The 22,038-nt window shown below is 44.1% G+C and carries 17 protein-coding genes and 1 tRNA gene; 12 read left to right on the top strand and 6 right to left on the bottom strand.

The features are described from left to right. The first annotated feature begins 105 nt into the window (after positions 1-105). Complete coding sequence (gene hemJ / locus HDC91_RS10750; protein ID WP_183551881.1) at positions 106-648, top strand: protoporphyrinogen oxidase HemJ; 543 nt, start codon at positions 106-108, stop codon at positions 646-648. A 60-nt stretch (positions 649-708) separates the two neighbouring features. Here hemJ and HDC91_RS10745 read toward each other — a convergent pair whose 3' ends face one another. Further along, complete coding sequence (locus HDC91_RS10745) at positions 709-1,971, bottom strand: amidohydrolase family protein (RefSeq protein ID WP_183551878.1); 1,263 nt, start codon at positions 1,969-1,971, stop codon at positions 709-711. Positions 1,972-2,082: 111 nt separating this feature from the next. On the opposite strand from HDC91_RS10745, the gene HDC91_RS10740 reads away from it, so the two are divergent. From HDC91_RS10740 to HDC91_RS10725, 4 genes are all read left to right on the top strand, one after another. Beyond that, positions 2,083-2,652 carry an RNA polymerase sigma factor gene (locus HDC91_RS10740; protein WP_162433075.1) on the top strand — a complete coding sequence of 190 codons (570 nt, stop codon included), beginning with the start codon at positions 2,083-2,085 and terminating at the stop codon, positions 2,650-2,652. After that, positions 2,636-3,406, top strand: coding sequence for a hypothetical protein (locus tag HDC91_RS10735; RefSeq protein WP_183551875.1), 771 nt, complete (start codon positions 2,636-2,638; stop codon positions 3,404-3,406). Before HDC91_RS10740 ends, HDC91_RS10735 begins: the two co-directional genes overlap by 17 nt. Positions 3,407-3,483: 77 nt before the next feature. Then, the gene (locus tag HDC91_RS10730) at positions 3,484-4,290 is read left to right on the top strand and encodes an outer membrane beta-barrel protein (RefSeq protein WP_183551873.1); all 807 of its coding nucleotides are present in this window, start codon (positions 3,484-3,486) and stop codon (positions 4,288-4,290) included. 347 nt (positions 4,291-4,637) lie between these two features. Continuing rightward, positions 4,638-5,636: an ABC transporter ATP-binding protein gene (locus HDC91_RS10725; protein WP_183551870.1), complete on the top strand. Its 999-nt coding sequence runs from the start codon at positions 4,638-4,640 to the stop codon at positions 5,634-5,636. An 88-nt stretch (positions 5,637-5,724) separates the two neighbouring features. Here the strand turns inward: HDC91_RS10725 and HDC91_RS10720 are convergent, their stop codons facing one another. After that, positions 5,725-6,642 carry a PfkB family carbohydrate kinase gene (locus tag HDC91_RS10720; RefSeq protein ID WP_183551867.1) on the bottom strand — a complete coding sequence of 306 codons (918 nt, stop codon included), beginning with the start codon at positions 6,640-6,642 and terminating at the stop codon, positions 5,725-5,727. A gap of 86 nt (positions 6,643-6,728) precedes the next feature. Between HDC91_RS10720 and HDC91_RS10715 the strand changes: the two genes are divergently transcribed. Continuing rightward, positions 6,729-6,802: transfer RNA gene (locus tag HDC91_RS10715), tRNA-Asn, on the top strand. Between the two features lie 220 nt (positions 6,803-7,022). On the opposite strand, the gene HDC91_RS10710 is transcribed toward HDC91_RS10715, so the two are convergent. Continuing rightward, positions 7,023-7,403, bottom strand: coding sequence for a hypothetical protein (locus HDC91_RS10710; protein WP_183551864.1), 381 nt, complete (start codon positions 7,401-7,403; stop codon positions 7,023-7,025). Positions 7,404-7,741: 338 nt separating this feature from the next. Here HDC91_RS10710 and HDC91_RS10705 point away from each other — a divergent pair, with 338 nt between their 5' ends. Further along, a complete protein-coding gene (locus HDC91_RS10705) occupies positions 7,742-8,695 on the top strand; it encodes a DJ-1/PfpI family protein (protein ID WP_183551861.1) in 954 nt (317 codons plus the stop codon). A gap of 112 nt (positions 8,696-8,807) precedes the next feature. Here HDC91_RS10705 and HDC91_RS10700 read toward each other — a convergent pair whose 3' ends face one another. Both HDC91_RS10700 and HDC91_RS10695 read right to left on the bottom strand, forming a co-directional pair. After that, a complete protein-coding gene (locus tag HDC91_RS10700; RefSeq protein ID WP_183551858.1) occupies positions 8,808-10,367 on the bottom strand; it encodes a Fic family protein in 1,560 nt (519 codons plus the stop codon). 316 nt (positions 10,368-10,683) lie between these two features. Continuing rightward, on the bottom strand, positions 10,684-11,991 hold the full coding sequence (locus HDC91_RS10695; RefSeq protein WP_183551855.1) for a site-specific integrase: 1,308 nt from the start codon (positions 11,989-11,991) through the stop codon (positions 10,684-10,686). A 520-nt stretch (positions 11,992-12,511) separates the two neighbouring features. On the opposite strand from HDC91_RS10695, the gene HDC91_RS10690 reads away from it, so the two are divergent. Together HDC91_RS10690 and HDC91_RS10685 are read left to right on the top strand one after the other, a co-directional pair. Next, entirely contained in the window at positions 12,512-13,075 is a 564-nt protein-coding gene (locus HDC91_RS10690; protein WP_183551852.1) for a PAS domain S-box protein, read from the top strand. Between the two features lie 214 nt (positions 13,076-13,289). Continuing rightward, entirely contained in the window at positions 13,290-14,381 is a 1,092-nt protein-coding gene (locus tag HDC91_RS10685) for an MBL fold metallo-hydrolase (protein ID WP_183551849.1), read from the top strand. A gap of 47 nt (positions 14,382-14,428) precedes the next feature. Here the strand turns inward: HDC91_RS10685 and HDC91_RS10680 are convergent, their stop codons facing one another. Continuing rightward, positions 14,429-15,157 carry a GntR family transcriptional regulator gene (locus HDC91_RS10680; RefSeq protein ID WP_162429474.1) on the bottom strand — a complete coding sequence of 243 codons (729 nt, stop codon included), beginning with the start codon at positions 15,155-15,157 and terminating at the stop codon, positions 14,429-14,431. 257 nt (positions 15,158-15,414) lie between these two features. On the opposite strand from HDC91_RS10680, the gene HDC91_RS10675 reads away from it, so the two are divergent. From HDC91_RS10675 to HDC91_RS10665, 3 genes are all read left to right on the top strand, one after another. Continuing rightward, complete coding sequence (locus tag HDC91_RS10675) at positions 15,415-17,232, top strand: class I mannose-6-phosphate isomerase (protein ID WP_183551847.1); 1,818 nt, start codon at positions 15,415-15,417, stop codon at positions 17,230-17,232. A 5-nt stretch (positions 17,233-17,237) separates the two neighbouring features. After that, entirely contained in the window at positions 17,238-18,653 is a 1,416-nt protein-coding gene (locus HDC91_RS10670; protein ID WP_162429472.1) for a sugar porter family MFS transporter, read from the top strand. A gap of 62 nt (positions 18,654-18,715) precedes the next feature. Continuing rightward, the gene (locus HDC91_RS10665) at positions 18,716-22,030 is read left to right on the top strand and encodes a TonB-dependent receptor (RefSeq protein ID WP_221262167.1); all 3,315 of its coding nucleotides are present in this window, start codon (positions 18,716-18,718) and stop codon (positions 22,028-22,030) included. The last annotated feature ends 8 nt before the right edge of the window (positions 22,031-22,038 follow it).

Genomic DNA, 22,038 nt, shown 5'->3' with positions numbered 1-22,038 from the left:
TCAATGCGAAGAGCGTAGCGACGCGGCAATCTCGTAGCCAATGCATACACGCTTTGCATCCGACGAGTTTGCCGCGCTATCGCTCGCAATGCCATAGAAAAAAACATGTACCAATACGTTTTAGCCATACATATCATATTTGTAGTCTGCTGGATGGCGGGGCTGTTTTACATGGTGCGCCTGTTTATTTATCATACCGAGGCGCAGGCAAAGCCCGAGCCTGCCCGCACGATATTGTCCGAACAGTTTGAGGTTATGGAGCGAAAGCTTTGGTGGATCATCACTACCCCAAGCATGTACCTGGTTATTATCGCCGGGGCGTTAATGATCCACCTGCATGCTGCCGCATTGGTGCCGCAAAGGTGGCTGCACATTAAACTGCTGTTTGTAACTGGTTTGGTTATATACCATTTCATCTGCCAGAAAAAGATGAAACAAATGGCACAAGGCAACTTCAAATGGACATCTACCCAACTACGCCTGTGGAACGAACTGGCAACCATCCTGCTTTTCGCCATCGTATTTTTGGTAGTGCTAAAAAGCACGGTGAACTGGATCTTCGGTGTTATCGGTATCATCCTTTTCAGCCTTATCCTGATGTCGGCTGTGAAGATCTATAAGTATTTCAGAGAGAGAAATAATCCCTAAAAACTTAGAATTTTCTCGGATTTTTTCAGGAATTTTCGAGGGTTTGCAAGCATTTATCGTTTACTTCTGTAAATAAATCTTGCCATCCTTCATCACCAATTTCACCTGCTGTACTGCTTTAATATCTTTCGCGGGATTACCCTCAACAGCTATGATATCCGCAAGGTAACCAGCCTTGATGCTACCCAACTTTTTTAGCCCAAACACCCCGGCGTTTACCGATGTTGCCGATCTTAACACATCAACCGGTTTCATTCCGTACTCGGCCATTAAGAGCATTTCACGGGCATTTTCGCCATGTGCAAACACGCCAACATCGCCGCCCATACATATAGTAACCCCGGCGCTTAACGCTTCCCTGAACATCTTGCGTTTTGTTATTACGTCTTCCGGGTCGGCATCAACACCTTTTTTCCATCCGCGGTACCTGTCGTTGGCTTCTGTTGCTGCAAGTGTGGGGCATAAGGCTATCCCTTTTTCTTTCATCATTTTGAATAATTCAGGCGTGCCGCCATCGCCGTGCTCAATAGTGCTGGCTCCTGCTATTATCGCGCGGCGCATACCCTCTTCTGTGCCTGAGTGTACTACCACCTGGCTGCCGCGGCTATTGGCCACTGCTACAGCGGCTTTTAGCTCATCAACTGTAAAAGTAGGGGTGGCGCCCTCGTCGGTAGCCCAGTAATCGGCATACAGTTTTACCACATCGGCACCGTAACCAATCTGCGAGCGCACCACTCTTGATATTCCTTCAACACCATCCGCTTCTTCGGCGCCAAGCACCGGGTGCCATTCGGCAACGCTGCTTTTTGGCCCGTAGGCACCCGTGGTAACAATGGCGCGGGTTGCTACCAGCATCCTGGGGCCGGGTATTACGCCTTTACTGATCGCGGTTTTTAAACCCACATCATCATAAGCAGCCCCTTCTGTCCCCAGGTCGCGTACGGTGGTGAAGCCTGCCATCAAAGTAGCTTTTGCATGTTCAACAGCCCGGGCTGTGCGCTCTGCGCGGCTTTCGTTCATTACCTGATCGGTCCATTTGGTTTCGTTGTAAGGGTGCAAAAATAAATGCGAGTGGCCCTCTATCAATCCGGGCAGCAAAGTCATGCCTTTTAATTCGATGATCTTTGCAGTTGCCGGTATGTTAATCGTTGATGGTTCGCCGGCCGCCTCTATGTGTTTGCCTTTAACCAACACATACCAGTTACTGTGTATGGCTTGCCCGTCGAAAACGCGGGCGGGTTTTAAAAGCATATAGGTGGTATCCTGCGCGTTAACGCTAAAGGCTGATAAAATAGTGATGATAAAAAGTTGAAATGTTTTCATTACAGATAAAGATAGGTTACTTTAAGCCGTTAAAGGCCAAACGAAATTTAGAGAAATTATTTTACAATGCATGCAACCATTTGTAGCACTTCCACATCTTACCTGTAAATGATGTTTTTGGAACCTAAAACTACTATTGATCATCTGGTACAATGCTGCAAGGCCGGCCAGCGTAAGGCACAGGAGTTGCTATACAAGCAATTTGCTTCAAAAATGCTGGGGGTTTGTATGCGTTACGCCACCGATAGGATGGAAGCCGAGGATATGTTGCAGAATGGGTTTATAAAAGTGTTTCAAAAAATAGCCGATTACAGGGGCGATGGTTCTTTTGAAGGTTGGATAAGGCGAATAATGGTACATAGCTCTATTGAGTATTACCGCCGCCATCATAAAATGATGCAGGTGGTTGACATTGCCGATTCGGGGCACGAGCCATCTGTAAATGCAGCCGCCGCAAGCAGCCTGGAAGCAAAAGATCTGTTGGTGCTGATAAAAGCCTTATCGCCCGGATATCGTATGGTATTTAACCTATATGCCATTGATGGTTATTCGCATAAAGAAATAGCCGAAATAGTGGGGATAAGTGAAGGGGCCTCGAAGTCGCAATTGTCAAGGGCCCGGGCTATTTTAAAAGAACAGATATTAAAAATGGACAATAAAAAGTATGGATATGCAGGATAAAGAAATTGACCGGTTATTCAAATCAGGTTTGGATAATCTTGAGGCTGAGCCATCGGACAAGGTGTGGGCTAAAATCACTTCTGGCCTGGATATGAAAAAAAGGCGCTGGAAAACTTACCTGGGCGCTGCAGCCAGTTTAATTATATTGCTTAGCGCCGGGTTGTATTTTATGTACGGCGTAAAGGATGATGTTGAAAAGCCCGTGCAAATAACCGCGGTTAAAGTAAACAAGCCGGTAAAAGCCATTGAACCGGTTGTTGCAGCAACTGAAACAATTGAACCGCCATTGCAAAAAGGCGTTGCCTTAAATGCCACAACAAGGCCGCGCCGGCAAAAGGCAAAAAACAATATCACGCCTGATGTATCACCTGCGCCGGTGGTGCCGGTACCGTATCAGGAAATATTACAGCCTGCCACACAACTGGCACAAACCGTTCAAAAAACCGAGGATGATATAAAGTTTGTTGTACCCGACAAGCAAACTCCTTTGAACGAAAAGATTATAATGCCGGATGAGGTTAGTGCTACCGCGGGTACCTTAGCCGCACAGCCGGTAACAGGCGCCAAAACCATTGCGGCTGCGCCTGCCAAAAAGCACCGCATAAGGAACCTTGGCGACCTGATCAACGTTGTTGTTAGCAAAGTGGATAAGCGTAAGGATAAGCTGATAGAGTTTTCGGATACAAAAGACGAGGACGAATCAATAGTGAGCGGACTTAACCTGGGCTTTATTAAAATTAAAAAACAAGATTAACAGATAACCGGATGCGCAGATTATATGCGCAAATGAGATCACCAGATCAATAAACACCAAATCAAAATTCTTTTTATATGAAACGCCTGATTTTTACTGCAATAATAAGCTTAACAGCAACCGTTGTGTTCGCACAAACCGATTCTGTTAAAACCGAAACCGATACAACCAAAACGCGCCGCACCAGGATAAAGCTTGGCTTTGGCGACGATGTTGCACAGGTGTCTATAAATGATACTACCAGTTATGCTTCAAAGGCGCCGGGTTTTTCCTTCGGACTTACCTTTACAAGGTTTGATATAGGCTTAACCACCCTTAACGATAATGGTAGTTTTAAACTATCGCCCACCAACCAATTTTTAAATTACCGGTCATGGCGCAGCAGCAACATTGGGTTTGACATATTGCAGCTAAGCTATCGCTTTAACAGTTCGTTCAGGATATATACCTCGGGCGGTTTTGACTGGACAAACCTGCGCCTGCGCGAAAGCGTGACTATATTGCGCGATCAGCCCGTTTTAACCTACACCCGCGATGATGTTAGATATGATAAAAACAGGTTATCCGCCACCTACATACGTGTACCTGTAGCGTTCGATTTCCGCACGCATAACGACGACGACGGCAGGCGCTTTCATTTTGTTGGCGGATTTGAAATGGGCGCACTCATCAGCAGCAGCCTGAAACAGGAAAGTAAGGAAAAAGGCGATCAGAAGTTGAGCGGCAATTATCACTTTGCCAAGTTCAGGTATGGTGCATCTTTAAGGGCCGGGTATGGTTCAATAGGCGTGTTTACCAAATATTACTTCAATAATATGTTCGAGAACAGCCCCGCGCAGGATGGGTTGCGTAACTTTTCTTTCGGGATGAGCGTGGGCTGGTAGCTTAGTATGTAGCCTGTAATTGATAGTCTATAGCTAAATCGACTTTAAGACTTGTGATTTAAGCATGTTGTTCAACCTACGCGCCGTTTGACTCACCCGGTCATTGCTTCGCTCGGCCCCCCCCCCCTCTCTCCGCAGGCGGAAAGAGGGTTTTGTTTTTTTCTTTACCATCTTTACAAAGTAAAGCGGGTCGAAAGTGAAGCGGAGTAGTGGTGAGTAAACCGCCAAGTGAGTAATGGATTGGTTTGATTTACGGATTTACTGAAAATTCAAACCTGTTGACCCCTTGTTCTTCAAAATCCTAAAAATCTGTTGAATTTGCTCAATCCCGGTTATCTTTGTCGGCAATGGCAGATATACCTTTTTTGCAGGCAAATTTAGTAAGTAAAAGTTATGGCGGTGCGGTAGCGTCGGGGGTAAAAGATATCAGCCTTGATATTGAGCCGGGAAAGATAACCGCCATTATAGGCGAAAGCGGTAGCGGAAAAAGTACGTTACTTCGCTTGTTGTACGGCCTCCTCTCGCCCGATGCAGGTACCGTAACGTTTAAAGGAGAACGTATTTGGGGACCCGATGAAAAGCTGATACCCGGCCACGATGCTATGAAAATGGTTACCCAGCATACGGATGACCTGAACCTTTTTGCCCGCGTTTGGGATAACGTATCGGCTATGCTGCCCAGTACAAATGTTAAGCTGAAGGAGGAAAAAACCGAACAGGTTTTAACCCAACTAAATATGATGCAACTGGCCTATAAGCGCGTAGCCGACCTGAGCGGCGGCGAAAAACAACGTGTAGCCATTGCCCGGGCCATTATTACACGCCCCCAGGTATTGTTGCTCGATGAACCCTTTAACCAGGTCGACACCTCGTTTCGCGAAGGCTTGCAGCACGATATACGGCAGATAGTAAGGCAAACCGGCCTTACGGTGATAATGGTATCGCATGATCCCGCTGAGGTACTTTCTATGGCCGATGACCTTATTGTTTTAAAACAGGGCGATATAGTAGAAAGGGGGCATCCAAAAACGCTTTACCATACCCCGCTTAGTTTGTACACCGCCGAGCTGCTCACCAATTGCAATGTGCTTACTACGCAGGACGCCAAAGCTTGCGGCATTGAGGCCACCAAAGAGTTTGTAGTGATCTATCCAGAGTGGATACGCCTGAACGATATACTGATGACCAGTAAATGGACGGTTAAGCAGGTACTTTTTAAAGGCTTTTACGAGGACCTGATACTGGAAAATGGCGGTGCCATTTTACGCGTTTTGAATAACCAGAGCGGCAAGTATGCCGATGGCGATATGGTAGGCGTTAAAATAAAAAAATGGCTGGAATATTAATAACGGATGTGTAAATATGTGCAGGTTACAGATGTGCAGATGTTCGCTGCTTATTTGCATATATGTCCATCTGTAATCTGCACATCTATTATTTTATATCAAAGGTTGATAGCTGTACAAACTCCTGTACACGTGCCGCAATTTCCTGTTCGGTAAGGTTTTTTATCTTTTCGGTGCCGAACTTTTCTACGCAGAACGATGCCAAAGCCGAGCCGAAGATGATAGCGTTTTTCATGTTATTGAAGTTTACAGTACCTACTTTGGCTATATAGCCAATAAAGCCGCCTGCAAAGGTATCACCGGCGCCGGTAGGGTCAAATACTTCGGCCAGCGGAAGCGCAGGTGCAGAGAATATGTGCTCATCATGGAATAGCAGCGCGCCATGCTCGCCCTTTTTAATGATCAGGTATTTAGGGCCCATGGTAAGGATCTTTTTTGCGGCCTTTACCAGGGAGTATTCGCCAGATAGCTGGCGGGCCTCGGCATCGTTAATGGTCAAAACGTCCACCATCTTAATGGTTTCCATAAGGTCGTCCATGGCAATATCCATCCAGAAGTTCATGGTGTCCATTACAATAAGCTTAGGGCGGTTTTTAAGGCGTTTAATAACCGTTTGTTGTACCTGCGGGGTAAGGTTGCCCAACATCAGGTATTCGCAATCCTGGTAGGCATCAGGTATAATGGGATCAAAATCAGCCAGCACGTTCAGTTCGGTAGCTAAAGTATCGCGGCTATTCATATCATTATGATACTTACCACTCCAGAAAAAGGACTTTTCTCCCTGCTTTACCTGCAGGCCTTCGGTATCTATGCCGTGCTGGTTAAGGTTTTCAACCTCCTCCCTCGGGAAATCGTCGCCTACTACGGCCACTATCTTTATCTTGTCGTAAAAGTACGAAGCAGCCAAACTTGCATAGGTTGCAGCGCCCCCAACAATTTTATCCGTCTTACCAAAAGGGGTCTCGATTGCGTCAAACGCCACAGTACCAATAACTAACAAACTCATGTAAAATATTTTTAAATTTTTTTTGTGCAAATATTGTGAAATTACCCCAGAAATCATACTTTTGCACACTCCAAACCGGAAAACACTCCTGAGTAGCTCAGCCGGTTAGAGCATCTGACTGTTAATCAGAGGGTCGCTGGTTCGAGCCCAGCCTCAGGAGCCTAAAAATCAATGATTTATCCCCACTCTGGCGAGTGGGGATTTTTTTTTTCGCATAGTTTTCGCATACTTTTTCAGCATTTGCATACCGCTGTCGAAATTCCTTTGCTTGACGTTAGAACATTTTGCAGCATTTATTTGCCGCAAAAACCCAGCAATTTCATTTGGTTGTCTCGCAGCTATTTTAGTTTTAAAGGTTTCTTTGATTGAAGAGGTACAATCTAGAAATCGTATAACCTGCAATTACCGTGTATACTTTCAAGTGCCGTCAATATTTCGTCTAAGTCTAATGTTTCATCACGAAATACTAATGTGTTATTAAAAGAATTATAACCTCTATGGGTATTTAAAGGAGGATCACCAAAAATTCCGCTTCTAAAAGAGGGGTTCATTGGGTGTTTCGGAGATATGTTACACCCTATTCCGTGGCAAACTGACCACCTATTTTGCTGGCAAAGAAATGCAGCAGATGCTTTAGCAGCATAAAACAAAGATAGCTTATTTACCTTTTCCCAATTGGTCTGGTGGCGCTCATGCTTTTTCTTAGAAGCTTGAAACACCTGGGTAGTTACCGCATATCTCTTTCGGTAATCATCGTCCATCGCTTTAATAGCGGCTTTACAGGACCATTTCCCTTACGCGATCAGGCTCCCGATTAACTTTTTCATCGGGTCGCCATATCACGCTTCTAAACAGCACAAGCAGTATCTAAAGCGTAGTTACAAAAACGGGGTGGTCAGTTTGATCCGGAATACCCTGCTCACTTTGAATCCGGAATGGGTGGTCACTTTAAATCGGAATCAGGTGGTCAATTTCAGCGGAACCTCCAGGCAAGGAACCTGTCGGATAAAAAATATATCGCCTACGGTTCTTTCAACTCTTTCCTGCTGGGTAGCCCGAGAACCTACGGAATTACCATGATCGCTAAATTCTAAAAACAATGAAAAAACTACTTTTCGCAGCATCGCTCATTTTGGTGATCGCAGCCTGTAACAGCAAATCAAAGCATACAAAAAAAGCCGAAACAAAAGCTCATTCGGCTCAGAAGACCGTAATGATGCCTGAGCCCAAAGTAAATATTAAGACCGTAGGTATACTGCTTTATGATAACTACGCCGTTTTAGATGCGATGGGACCGTATCATGTATTGAGTGAACTGATGGGAGCCAAAGTGTTTTTTGTTGGACGCCACAAAGGGTTGATAACTACCGGCAACGGACTAAAGGTACAGTGCGATACCTCTATCAGTGAAGTAAAACAATTGGATATCCTGGTCATTCCCGGTGGTTTGAATGAAACTTACACTGCGACCAAGGATACGGAGCTTCTAAACTGGATCAAAGCGATCGATGCCCGCTCCAAATATACGACCAGTGTTTGTACCGGGGCTTGGATATTGGCGGCAACGGGCCTGCTTAAAGATCATGAAGCAACCACGCATTGGTATGGAAAGAAGCTGCTGAAAGATGAGTTCGGGATCAATGCAGCGGATAAACGTTATGTCAAAAGCGGCAAATACTGGACGAGCGCGGGTGTTTCTGCCGGTATAGATATGAGCCTGGGTTTGATCAACGATATCATGGGAGAAGAATATACCCAAACAGTGATGCTCGACCTGGAGTATGACCCGCAGCCACCGGTAAAAGGCGGCAGTGAACATAACACGGATAAAGCTATCGTCGAAAGTGTAAGGACGATGTACGATAGCGCGCTGGAGCCTTTACTGCACCCTGAAATGGCTTCTGCAAAAACCAAAATAAACAACGCTAAAGACCCGGTTTGTGGGATGGCCTTAGCCGGCTATGCTGACACCGTTCATTTCAAGGGGAAGATCATTGGCTTTTGTTCCGCACGGTGTAAGGCTGGTTTTCAAAAAAACCCAACAGCTCTTTGATTGTACGCACTGAACATCTTTCCTTTAAGACTGGTAGAACTTTTGATCATAACTCTCGGCACTGCTGAGAGTTATGATCAAAAGTGATAACGGGAAATTCACTATTTAAATTTCATTGATCAGGCAAATGAGCTGAAGGTTTTCCCTGCATGGTCTCTCTTACAAGCTCGGCTATAAATTTGGAAAAATGGGTAATGTCTTGCTGTACGCTGGCTTGCTCTAACGCTTTCATATAATCCTGTCGCTTTTCGACAGGGATCACCGTCCAGGGATAGCCGCCTGAAGCCAGCATTACATTTAGCAAAAACCTGCCGATCCTTCCGTTACCATCGGAATAAGGGTGAATAAATACAAAAATAAAATGCCCGAGAACGGCACGCACCGCTGCTGATTCTTCCGCTTGCAAAAGTTCAAACAATGCCGGCATAGCATCTCTCATGGCCTCCACACCTAATGGTACATGTTGTGCGCCTCTGATATAAACCTGGTTTGTCCTGTAGCCTGCCAGATCAGTTGCTTTAAGCAAACCAGCGGTGACGCTCGGGTCAAATAGTTGACGGTACCATCGTTGGTGATCTCGTTCAGCTACATCTCCTGCATTCGCTCCGGCCAATACTTTGCTGATCGTTTCCTTCACACTTTCAAAAGCCTGGAAGTACCCACGGGCTGCCATTGCATCTACCTGCTTTCTGTCATCTTCATTTTCCTTGGTGTCCCATTGACCTGAACTCACCCGGTTGATCAGCTCTGGGGTGACCTTGTATCGTTCTATTGACAAGGAGTGGTAAGCGTCAGTAAGATAGATATCATTCACCTGTTTTAGGTATTCTGCATGGTCCGGCTGTATACCCGGTTCTTTTGGAAAATCGTTTATGATCTGTGGGCGCATTTGCTGCCACATCAGTTTTATTCTGTTGACAAAGGGTGAACGTTCCCTTGGCGATAAGTTGATCGGCATTGCCGTTTCAAAAGGATCTTCCTCCCGGATATCGTAACCTGCCTCTTTCATTGTTTCCATGATCTGGTCTGCTATCTTCTCACGGCCTATATTCCTGAAAGCGCCCGCCAACCGGCCACCGATAGAGGTATGTCCTTTTTCAAGAAGTATTGTCAATATCTCAGACGCGTCGCTGATAAGGGAAAGGGCGGTTCTTGTATCTATCGGGTTACTGGTGAACATTCCTTTGGTGCAGTAGATCAATGAGCCCGCCAGACTATACATTCTTAACCCGTTATCTATTATACTGACATTTTTTTCGGGGAGTTCCAATCGCAAGTTAAAAAGAGAGGTTCCGTGTATGAAGGGTGTCGGAATGTTATTTCCTTTTGGTGACCTGATAAATAACTGAAGTGGAACAGATCTGTCCCCCGCATGGATCTTTAGAGATTGATCGGCCATCAGGCACCAAGACCCTTTGTACTTATGTTCAAGAAATCTTTTACAAAAATCCCAGTAAGAACTATACCATGATGTTGTATCTCCTGGCATCGCACCAGGATCTGAACTGATGTACCAACCATTTAATACTTCTGTTATAAATCCATTCTTTAGCAGTATTTCCCGATAACTGCGGTTGGCTATATCTCCGGTGTGTATCGCTACCGTTCCTTTATCCTGTAATTCCTTGAGGACATTTAGGGCTGTAACAAATCTTTCTCTTGGTGTCGCCATTGTAGTTTGTGTTCTTTGATTGCCTGGTAGGTTTCTCTGTACCCGTGTTATTTCTGTTTGCTGTGATAAAGTTATTAAATTTTGTCGTGCTATTACTATTATTTCTTGTTGTGCTGTTGTTATTGTTATTTGTTGTACTGTTATTATTCTTTGTTGTTGTGCTTTTGCTATTGTTTCTTGTTTTAATATTCATGTTGCTGAACATCTAATGTTAATTTCTTACTGATGCCCTCATCAACTTTTTGCTTCTCTTGTTATTGCTGATAGCTATGATGGTACGCAGATATGTAATTACGTACCGGATGCTCAAAGAATTTTACAAGCGTACCCGTCTGGCAACGCGCTTTGCAGGACTGGCGGTCCTTTTACTTTTTTGCTCGTCGAAATTCATCAGCATATCCGCCATTTCCTTTTTAGTTTCACTTTGAAAGCCGGCCCAATAATTTTGGGTAGTACCAAAAGTAGTATGGCCTAAAGCTTCCTGGGCAAATTCCAACCCTTGTTTTCTGGTAACCTGGGTCGTAAAAGAGTGCCTGGCTTCCATGGTCCCTTTAATATCCATACCATTAGCATTCGCCAGTTTTTTCATGTGCTGATTGATGAAGCGGACGAAATTTTGGTTAACACGGTGACGTTCCTTAGCGTCCATACCAGGACTGAAAATGGGGAATACATAATCACTCGGCTTGCCATTTTTATTACCGTATTTTTCTATGACCAATTTGACATAATCGGTCATCGGCACAATTATGGGCTTCGGATCTTCTTTCGTAGTACGGATAGTTTTATGCCTTAAAAAGGAAAAATAGGTTCCATGTATATCTTTGAATTTTAGTTCTGAAATATCTCTGATATTCATACCATTACACTGGTAGCTAAAAAACCAAAACGCTTTCGCTTTCTCCTGGAAGGCATTCCCCTTGGTGTCGGCATTAAATAATTTCTTGAGGTCGGGAGCCTCGATAGCTTTCTTAGTGTTTTTGCCGGTAGGTATCTTATACTTTTTAAAAGGATAAAGCTCTTTATCTATAATTCCTTCTTCGATAGCTTGATTAAATATCTTTCGGGTAGCTCTTAAATATATACCTACTGTTGTTCTGCTGTTATCCTGAGCGATCATCCAGTTCTCGTATCTGTTGAGGAAGTCCGGAGTGATCATATCAAAAGTAATGACCTCGATAGGATTTCTACGGCTGCTATTGATGTATTCCTTTATAGAATTGATGCTACAGGAATAACTGGACGAGGTTCCGGTTTGTTCATTTTTATCCAATTCCGCGATATAAGACTTGTAATGGTCAATGACATTTGTTAAGGACCGTCTGGTTGTGAACATTTCCTTTTCGAACTTTTCAAAAGTGAAAACCTTTATTTCGTCAACAACTTCATTTGCTCGTGATTCGATAGCTGTCAGCTCGATCTTCAACTCTTTAAGACGGTCGCCTTTAGGTTTCGATGCCTTATAAGAGTTTTCAAAATCCTCTTCAGACACGCGGATTCCGGTAAAAAAATACCGCTGTGTGCCGTAGTAGACCAGAATTCTTACCGGGTAAATGCCATCTTGGGTTGGCTTCCTGGTATCTTGATATAATGAAATTTTAGGCTTTCTCGTTATCTTTTCCATATTTCAGAATATTTTCGCATATTTAATTTAATGAAACAGTATAAAAATAGCCTTAATGATATTAAAAACCCAATTTTTGGCACTTTTTTTTCGCATAGTTTTCGCATATTTTTGACACAAAAATCGATAAATATCGACAAAAATCGAAAAGTTCAATTATTATAAATACTTGAATATCAATAGATAAACACAAAAAAACAAATATCGAAAATGGTATGTTTCTGACTGTTAATCAGAGGGTCGCTGGTTCGAGCCCAGCCTCAGGAGCCGAAAAGGGCAAGCACGAGAAATCGGTCGCTTGCCCTTCTTTTTTTTCGTATCTATTTTTTTCAAATATATAAATTGCATAAGTCACTTATCTGAGCGACTTAATGTTGCCAATCCTTATAGTAAATTTTGGGAGTACATGGAACCAATAAGTTCGCTTTTAACGCAGATTTCCGGTTCTTTATTAAATTCTGTTTCCCAATCATATGAAATTTACTATCTTCAATAACCTAAGTAATTAAAAAACCTATTCATGAGGACCGGAGCTTTTAAGATTGCACTTGTTTATATTGTTATGGGCATCTTATGGATCACCTTAAGTGACAGGGTGTTATTAGCCTTGCAGTCCACCTTTGGGGCGGAGCAGGTGTTTTTCCTGGGGAGTATCAAGGGCATTGTTTACGTATTGATAACCGGCGTTCTGTTATATTATCTCATCGTACGGCATACGCGCCGGCTTTCGGAGAGCGAACGCAAATATCGCACCTATTTTGATCAGAATACCAACCCGATGTGGATCATCAACCGGCGCACTATGCTGATCACCGCCGTGAACGACGCGGCAACCGCCCGCTACGGGTATACGAAAGAGGAGTTTTTGAAAATGAGCGCGCTTGATCTTCGGCCGCCGGAAGAGATCAATGCCGCCATTATGATCTTTCATGATTTGACAAAGGGAATCAACGACATCGGGGTGGTCAAACACCTTAAAAAGGACGGCACCATCATCAAGGTACACATTACATGCAATTTAATTGATAGTGCAAGAGAATCGCTTGTGATGGCGATGGCCGTAGTTGAAAACCAGGCAAAGTAGACTAAAGCCGGTTCCCTTGGATCAGGGGGAAGAATGGTTCATTTGCAAAGCCGGTACTTATACATACTTCCGTTTATACCACTGTATCCGGCCATTTACCGGAGCGCATTTTTTATATGCTGCTAAAGTTGATAGATTTCCTGGCAAAGGGGTTTTTCTTTTACCCGCTGTACGGCTGTTAGACTATTTTTTGAATATCAACGTTAATATCACAATGAATAACAGGGGGTTAAGGATAGTAATAGCCGCGCTTTTGCTTACAGTAGCGGCAGGTTGCGGTATAGTACGATCGGTGGGGAAAGATCCTGATGGTGAAGACCTTGCGCGGTTAGATACTTTACCCAATTACAAAAATGGCGTTTTTGAAAACCTGGCTGAGCTTACTGACTCAACAGTGAAGCGCAATAAGTTGCTGTTGCTATTCCACAACCGCTCGAAGATCACCAGGCCCTCTCTTGGACTTCCCTGGGTAAAAACCGACTTGAATACATTAACAGCACCCGCACCAACAGTGGTTTGGTTTGGACATTCGTCTATGCTTATCAAAACCGGGCAGGGTAATATCCTTATTGATCCCATCTTAAGCAACCATGCCGGGCCGGTGCCTGGGTTGGTTACAGCATTTAAAGGGACAACGCATTACCATGCCAAAGATATGCCCCCAATTGACGTGCTGATCATCTCTCATGATCACTACGATCACTTAGACTACAGTACATTACGAAAATTGAAGGATCATATTAAAACCGCTGTAGTGCCCCTGGGCTTGGGTTCTACTTTAGTGTATTGGGGGTTTGATCGTAAAAACATCATTGAATTAAACTGGGAGCAATCAGTTACACTTCCAGGCGGCTTACAGGTAACTGCTACGCCGGCGCAGCACCGCAGCAACCGTACCTATTCTAAATCAAATAAAACCCTTTGGGCATCATATGTGATACAAGCGGGCAAGTACAGGATGTTTTATGGCGGCGACAGCGGTTATGGTACGCTCTTTAAAAAAATAGGCCAAAAATATGGGCCGTTTGATCTGGCAATGCTCGAGTGCGGGCAATACAGCACCAATTGGCCGTGGGCGCATTTATGGCTGGGGCAGGCCGCCCGGGCCGGTGCTGACCTGCAGGCACGCTTGCTGCAGCCAATCCATTGGGCTAAGTTTGAAGAGGCCGATCATCCATGGAACGAGGCAATAAAGCAGCTTTTGCCTGCTGCTGCAAAAGAGGGTATACCTGTAAATGTGCCGCGTATTGGCGAGCCTTACACTTTGGGAAGGCCCCCCAGGAGAGATGTCTGGTGGAATTTTTAAATTAAAGTAAGTGTCTGGGTTAAAGTTTTATTCACATTAAAGAATTACTACCTCGAGCTTTCTACCGTATAAACAAAGCTATCGGCTTTGTAGTAGCCCAAATTATACTCAATAGGACGCTCGCCCTGATCAAACACAAAACGTTTGCGAAATAACACCGGGCTGCCTGCGGCAATTTTAAGTTTGTTGGCTATGAACGAATCTGCTGCTTTAGCGCTTATCTCTTCTTTGGAGAGGGTGGCAATAACCGAGTGCTCTTGCTCCAGCATTTCGTATAATGGTCTTTTAAAGTCCTCTTCGCCTGTTAAACCAACACGCGGGTGAAAGTATGAGGCAAAGTAAACGAAAGGTTCTTCCGGTTTACCCCTTACACGCTCCATCTTTAGTATTTTTCTATCGGTTTTTATTTCAAAAAAATTAGCCAATGCTTCGTCGGGGTATACCCAGGTAACATGAAATTCGAAGTTTTTTATAGGAATGCCCCTTAACTTCATTTCTTGCGAGAAGCTCAGCCAGTTATTTGATTTCGAGCTTACCGCGCCTTGCGCAACCTTGGTGCCGGTTCGTTTTTTACGCACCAAAAGTCCCTCAAAAACCAGTTTGGTAATTGCCTGCCTTAAAGTGGTACGTGATATGGCCAGCATTTTGGCCAGTTCTACTTCGTTAGGTAAAATTTTACCGTTTTGGTAATCATCCTGCTCAATTAGTTGTCGTAACAGCGTTTCTGCTTGTGCATGTAACGGGATAGGGCTCTTATGATCTATAGAATACTTCATTGTTAAAAATATGCGGCAATATTAAGTATTTTGAAATTTAGATAATTTGTTTGAACATATAGAAATATAAATTAAAATTTAGCCGTACCGCCAATAGCGCCCAACTTTTTTTACGGAAATAATTTGGAATTATGATTTTATTTATATGTTTGTACATTATAATCTATATAAGCCCTATAAATCTTTATTCGACTATAATAACAGCAAGGGCAATTATAACGCGCTTTTAAATATGTATATACATTTGTACAATTAATATGAACTCAACTTTATCTCAAAATCCAACCGCAAACGCAGAATTAGATGATGCCAGCCTTCGCAAAACGGCTCAGCTACTGATGCCTGCTAAATTAAGTACAGAAGCAGTTGCAGGGGAAGAGTATAATATTTATCCGGTTTGCAAACTGGGCGACAACAAAATATTCAATGGTTATGACGCTCTTGCCGGGTGGATCATTAGGCAGAAAACAGTAGTAATAGATGGTTACGCGGGCATCTTTTGGGATAAAGTAAAAACGGGCCTGGAACAACATATAGCTTTAAAGGGCTTTAGCATCAACTGGGTAGAAACTACGCAGTATCTGAAACCGGAGGTTGAGGTTGATACCCTGGTAAAGCCGTTTCTGGGTACAGCAGATTCGGTTTGGGGTACTAAATGTACGTTAACCCTTCACGACCTGTTTCAAACGGAAAGGCTGAGCGCACAACAACCCAACAGCGAGTTTGAGATAAACATCATAATAGGCACAGGGGCATCGCTGGCTAACTGGCAGGCGCCTTTAATATATATTGATATGCCTAAAAATGAGCTGCAGTTCAGGATGAGGGCCGGAGCAATAAAAAACCTGGGCAGCAGCAAAGTTGACGAACCATACCTGATGTATAAAAGGTTTTACTTTGTTGACTGGGTGTTACTTAACCAGCACAAAAAGCAACTGCTTGATAAAATTACCGTGTTGGCTGATGGCCAGTGGGCGAACAATATCAACTGGATGTTTAAAACCGATTTTGCCGAAGGATTAAATAAAATGAGCCAATCGGTTATCCGCGTAAGGCCATGGTTTGAGCCGGGCGCCTGGGGCGGGCAATGGATAAAAGAGCATATACCGGGTATTAATAAGGATGTTGTTAATTATGCCTGGTCGTTTGAATTGATAGTGCCCGAAAACGGACTGATATTTGAAAGTGATGGTAACCTGCTTGAGGCATCGTTTGATTTTTTAATGTTTAATAACCAACAGCAGGTATTGGGTAAACACGCAGACAGATTTGGCGACGAGTTCCCGATAAGGTTTGATTTTTTGGATACGTTTGACGGTGGTAACTTGTCGATACAATGCCACCCCAGCCTAAAGTATATCCAGGAAGTTTTTGGTGAGAACATAACACAGGATGAAACCTACTATATACTTGACTGTAAAGAAGACGCGAATGTTTACCTGGGTTTTCAGGATAACATAGATCCGGATGAATTTCAGGCTGCGCTGATTAAAAGCCAGAATGAAAGCACAGAAGTGCAAATAGAGGATTTTGTACAGGTGCACCAGGCTAAAAAGCACGACCTTTTCCTGATACCGAACGGCACCATCCATAGTGCAGGCGCTAACAACCTGGTGCTGGAAATTAGCGCTACACCTTACATATTTACATTTAAAATGTACGACTGGCTGAGGCTGGACCTTGAGGGGAACCCACGGCCAATTAATATAGACCACGCTTTTAACAACCTTAATTTTGAGTGTAAAGGCCAAAAAGTTAAAGAGGAATATATCTCGATACCCGCGGTAATTGAGCAAACAACCGATCATACGCTGGTGTACTTACCTACGCACCCTAATCATTTTTATGATATACACCGCATAGAGTTTACTGCCGAAACCCGTGTAGATACAAACGACTGCTGCCACATTATGATGCTGGTTGACGGACAAAGAGTTTTGGTAGAGACCGCAGATGGCAGCCGCCACGTATTTGCCTACGCCGAAACCTTTGTTATACCTGCAGCGGCAAAATGGTATAAACTAACCAACTTGGGTAAAACCCCGGCAAAAGTTATAAAAGCCTTTTTAAAATAAGCGATATGAGCGAAATAGCATTAAATACCGAAGTAAAAAAGAGCACCACATATTTATACCTGGTATGCCTGGTGGCTGCGCTTGGGGGCTTTTTGTTTGGGTTTGATACCGCCGTAATTTCTGGTACGGTAAGCCTTGTAAAAAACGATTTTAGCCTTGACGCCGTTAACGAGGGCTGGTTTGTAAGCTGCGCTTTATTAGGTTGCATCATAGGCGTGAGCTTATCAGGTAAGTTAAGCGATAAATACGGGCGTAAAATTGTACTTATTTTATCGGCAGTACTTTTCCTTGCGTCAGCGTTGGGCTGTATGCTTTCGGGGTCGTTTACCATACTTATCATTTCGAGACTTGTGGGCGGTTTAGGTATAGGGGTGGCTTCTATGGTTTCGCCATTATACATATCGGAGTTTTCGCCGCCGCGATACCGGGGCATGATGGTATCGTTATATCAGCTGGCGTTGACCATCGGTATAGTGCTCGCCTATTTTTCAAACGCATACCTTGCCGGCCATACTGCCGATACATTTAGCGGACAAGGTATGGAAAAGATATTTTCTGCTGAGGTTTGGCGTGCAATGCTGGGCATGGGCGCTTTGCCGGCTGCAATATTTCTGGTGTCGTTGTTTTTAGTTCCCGAATCACCAAGGTGGCTGTTATTAAAAGGCGAGACGCAAAAAGCGAAAAATATTTTAATAAAAATAGACGGAGCCGAATCAGCCAGGCGCGAGCTTGAAGATTTCAATACATCCAATAACGAGGGAGAGGGCTCGTTGAAAGAACTGTTTACACCGGTTTATCGCAGGGCGTTATGGATAGGTTTGTTATTGCCATTCCTGTCGCAGGTTTGCGGTATAAACGCTGTAATTTATTATGGCCCAAGGATATTGGAACAAGCGGGTTTTACGCTGAACAACGCGCTTGGCGGCCAGGTGACCATAGGCATAGTTAACGTGGTATTTACATTTGTTGCCATTTTTACGGTTGATAAATGGGGCCGCAAACCCTTGTTATTTGTCGGGATAGGGGGCGCTGTGATATCACTTATCATTATAGGTGCCCTATTTGCGCTGGGCATTACCCAGGGGCCATGGATACTGATCTTCATTTTAGCTTTCATAGCCTGCTTTGCTTTTTCTTTCGGCCCCGTGTGCTGGGTGGTTATAGGCGAAATATTCCCCAACGCCATAAGGGGTAAAGCTATGGCCCTTGCTACGCTTTCCTTATGGATCGGCAATTTCCTGGTGGGGCAGCTAACCCCTGTACTGCTCGAAGGAATAGGTTCATCGTGGACGTTTTGGGTATTCGCCTTGTGCTGTTCGCCCGCATTATATATCACATGGAAACTGATACCCGAAACCAAAGGCAAATCGCTGGAGATGATAGAAGCCTTTTGGAAAACCACCTATCGTAATAAAGAATAGCTAAAACCATATCCAAATTCAGTAATCAATTAACCAATAACCCATATAACAACCAATTATTTATGAGATTTTTTTTACAAAAAAACATCAGAAAAACAGGGCACAAGCCAATAAGCTTTGCTTTGATGATGCGCCGCGTTACAGGAGGTCTCCTGCTTCGCGATGTAGCGCAAAATCCGCAGGCCATTGAGAAGGGCAGGCGGGTTTTGTCAACACAATCATCCCTCGGATGGGAAACTAATTTTGATCACACTATTTACAAAAGAGCATTTTTTACGTCTCTTATTTTGTTGGTATGTATGTTCATAAACACTGCTGCGTTTAGCCAGGACGTCGCCAAAATACAGGGTACCGTATCAGATGAACAGGGCACACTGCCGGGGGTAAGCGTTAGCCTTAAAGGCACTACAACCGGTACCATTACCAATGTAGATGGTAAGTTTTTTATTAATGCTAAAGTGGGACAAACGCTTGTTTTCAGCTTTATTGGCTACAACACTAAAGAAGTGGTGATTGGCAGCGATGGTCCACTGAATGTGAAACTTATAACAAGCAGTTCAAACTTAAATGAAGTGGTTGTTGTAGGTTACGGCACGCAGAAAAAAGGCGCGCTTACCACAGCGGTGTCCACTATTACCAATTCTGAAATTGTAACAACAAAAAACGAGAATGTTATAAACTCAATTGCAGGTAAGATACCTGGCCTGCGCGTAGTACAAAACAGCGCCGAGCCCGGCGACTTCAACAACTCCTTTGATATAAGGGGGATGGGCAATCCGCTGTTGGTAGTAGACGGCGTACCCAGAACAGATATTATGCGTATCGACCCTAATGATATAGAAAGTATTTCGGTATTAAAGGATGCATCTGCAGCTATTTATGGTGTGCGCGCAGCCAATGGGGTGATACTGGTTACCACAAAAAAAGGTAAAAAAGGCGCCCTGGAGTTGAACTACACTGCAAATTATGGCCTGCAGGTTCCTATAAAATTCCCCGAAACGGTTGGCGCCGTTGATTGGATGACACTGGTAAACGAAAAAAGCATGCACAACGTAAATGGTGGTACCATAACGTATAAGCCGGAAGCATTTGAACCTTATTTAAATGGCACTAAACAAAGCGCCAACTGGTACGATGCTGTAATGAAGTCATCGGCGCCGCAAACACAGCATAATTTAAGCGCAAGCGGCGGCAGCGAAAACACAACCTATTTTGTAAGCCTTGGCTATACCGGGCAGGACGGTATCTTAAAAAGTAACGATCTTAATTACAGGAGGTATAATGTACGCTCGAACCTGAGCACAAAGGTATCAAAGAACTTAACCTTTGATTTGAACCTGAACGGCATAATGGAACAGAAAAACATGCCATATAATGCGCCCTACTGGGCATTCAGAAGTTTGTGGTATGTGCCGCCTACAACATCGGTTTACGCCAACGACAATAAATCTTACCTGAGCAATGTAGCAAACGTGGTAAACCCGCTGGCGCTGACAGACGCCGATGTGAACGGTTATCAAACGTTAAATAACAAATGGTTTCAATCCTCGGCCAGTGTAACGTACGATATTCCGTTTATACAGGGGTTGAGCATAAAGGGATTGTATAGCTATGATTACAATATGTCGGACAATAAAAAGTTCATGAAATCATTTAATTTATACAACTACGATGCGGCCAAAGATTTTTACAAACCCACCCCTCAACAATCGCCAAGCACTATAAGGCGCGAGTTTTACGATTATCCTACCACGCTTTCGCAGTTCTCGCTTAATTACAACCATACCTTTGGCAAGGATACCCATCACGTAAACGCCTTGGTACTTTATGAAACCAGCGACCGTTTGGCCGATAACTTTTACGCCCAGCGTGAACTGTCTATACCGGTTGATCAATTGCTTGCGGGTAACAGCCTTAATCAGCAAGGCAGCATGGCAAGCAACGTACTGTATAAGTACTCCAACGCCGGGCTTGTAGGTACATTTACTTACGATTACAAATCAAAGTACCTGGCCGATTTCAGGTTCAGGTACGATGGCTCATCTAAGTTTGGTGCCGGTCAACAATGGGGGCTTTTCCCTGCCGCATCGTTAGGATGGCGCATTTCTGAGGAAGGCTTCTGGAAAAATGCTTCAGGGCTCTCATTTGTTAACAACTTAAAATTCAGAGCTTCGTATGGGAAAACCGGTGACGACTCCGCATCAAGCTACCAGTTTATTACCGGGTACACCTACCCGGCAAGCGGATCGTCTACAGGGCAGCCAAAAGGATCTGTTTTTGATGGAACATTTATAAACGGTGTACAAAGCAAGGGTATCCCAAATCCTTATATTACATGGTACACTGCAAAAACACTCGATATCGGTTTCGACCTGGAAGCATGGAACGGGTTGTTAGGCGTTACATTTGATTACTATAAAAGGGATAGGGCTGGCCTATTGGCTACACAATTGTTAACCTTGCCCGATGTTGTTGGCGCAGCCTTACCACAACAAAACCTTAACGGCGACCGTACGCAGGGTTTTGATTTTGAAGTATCGCACCGCAACCATATTGGCCAGTTTGGCTACAATGTTCGGGGTGTTTTTGGTATGACAAGAACCATGAATACAGTAAGGGTTCAGGCAATGGCAGGCAACTCTTATCTTAACTGGTTAAACAGTAACAATACAACAAACCGTTACAATAATATCTATTGGGGATATGGCGCCAACGGCCAGTTTGAATCATATGATGCACTGAAAAACAGCGCAATATATGTTAATAAAGGTACAGTTGTAGGCGATTACCGTTACCAGGACTGGAACGGCGACGGACAGGTAGGTTCTGACGACAGCCATCCGATAGCAACCACCGGTTTACCACTAATTACCTTTGGGCTAAGCCTGGGCGCATCATATAAAAACTTTGATGTTAACTTACAGCTACAGGGTGCTGCACAGGTAAACGCCAGCTATTTAGAGCAATTGAATACGCCACTATGGGCCGGCGGCGGCGCCCTGTCTCAGTTCTTGGACAGGTATCACCCTGCAGATCCTAACGCTAACCCTTACGACCCAAACACGGTATGGATCCCTGGTCACTTTGCCTACACCGGTACAGTGCCTTACACTAATACCCTGGCAAATCTTCAGGATGCTTCTTACGTAAGGCTTAAGAGCGCCGAAATTGGTTACACATTACCAAAAAAATGGGTATCAACCTTGGGGATCAAAGGCTTAAGAGTGTTTGCTAACGGTTACAACTTATTAACAATAACGGGCCTGCAATATATGGATCCTGAACACCCGTCGGCAACTTCAGCTATCGATAGCCAGTACGGTTACATATATCCGCTTGATAAAATATACCAGTTTGGCGTTAATGTCAAATTTTAAAATCTAAA

It is taken from the genome of Mucilaginibacter sp. AK015 (assembly GCF_014200785.1).
GTDB lineage: Bacteria > Bacteroidota > Bacteroidia > Sphingobacteriales > Sphingobacteriaceae > Mucilaginibacter.
The sequence above is the reverse complement of the archived record's forward strand: the minus strand, read 5'-3'. Positions and strand labels throughout refer to the sequence as shown.

Coding starts and splice junctions, on each gene's coding strand:
- hemJ (WP_183551881.1), top strand. CDS start 106: ATGTACCAATACGTTTTAGCCATACATATCATATTTGTAGTCTGCTGG.
- HDC91_RS10745 (WP_183551878.1), bottom strand. CDS start 1,971: ATGAAAACATTTCAACTTTTTATCATCACTATTTTATCAGCCTTTAGC.
- HDC91_RS10740 (WP_162433075.1), top strand. CDS start 2,083: ATGTTTTTGGAACCTAAAACTACTATTGATCATCTGGTACAATGCTGC.
- HDC91_RS10735 (WP_183551875.1), top strand. CDS start 2,636: ATGGATATGCAGGATAAAGAAATTGACCGGTTATTCAAATCAGGTTTG.
- HDC91_RS10730 (WP_183551873.1), top strand. CDS start 3,484: ATGAAACGCCTGATTTTTACTGCAATAATAAGCTTAACAGCAACCGTT.
- HDC91_RS10725 (WP_183551870.1), top strand. CDS start 4,638: ATGGCAGATATACCTTTTTTGCAGGCAAATTTAGTAAGTAAAAGTTAT.
- HDC91_RS10720 (WP_183551867.1), bottom strand. CDS start 6,642: ATGAGTTTGTTAGTTATTGGTACTGTGGCGTTTGACGCAATCGAGACC.
- HDC91_RS10710 (WP_183551864.1), bottom strand. CDS start 7,403: ATGGACGATGATTACCGAAAGAGATATGCGGTAACTACCCAGGTGTTT.
- HDC91_RS10705 (WP_183551861.1), top strand. CDS start 7,742: ATGAAAAAACTACTTTTCGCAGCATCGCTCATTTTGGTGATCGCAGCC.
- HDC91_RS10700 (WP_183551858.1), bottom strand. CDS start 10,367: ATGGCGACACCAAGAGAAAGATTTGTTACAGCCCTAAATGTCCTCAAG.
- HDC91_RS10695 (WP_183551855.1), bottom strand. CDS start 11,991: ATGGAAAAGATAACGAGAAAGCCTAAAATTTCATTATATCAAGATACC.
- HDC91_RS10690 (WP_183551852.1), top strand. CDS start 12,512: ATGAGGACCGGAGCTTTTAAGATTGCACTTGTTTATATTGTTATGGGC.
- HDC91_RS10685 (WP_183551849.1), top strand. CDS start 13,290: ATGAATAACAGGGGGTTAAGGATAGTAATAGCCGCGCTTTTGCTTACA.
- HDC91_RS10680 (WP_162429474.1), bottom strand. CDS start 15,157: ATGAAGTATTCTATAGATCATAAGAGCCCTATCCCGTTACATGCACAA.
- HDC91_RS10675 (WP_183551847.1), top strand. CDS start 15,415: ATGAACTCAACTTTATCTCAAAATCCAACCGCAAACGCAGAATTAGAT.
- HDC91_RS10670 (WP_162429472.1), top strand. CDS start 17,238: ATGAGCGAAATAGCATTAAATACCGAAGTAAAAAAGAGCACCACATAT.
- HDC91_RS10665 (WP_221262167.1), top strand. CDS start 18,716: ATGAGATTTTTTTTACAAAAAAACATCAGAAAAACAGGGCACAAGCCA.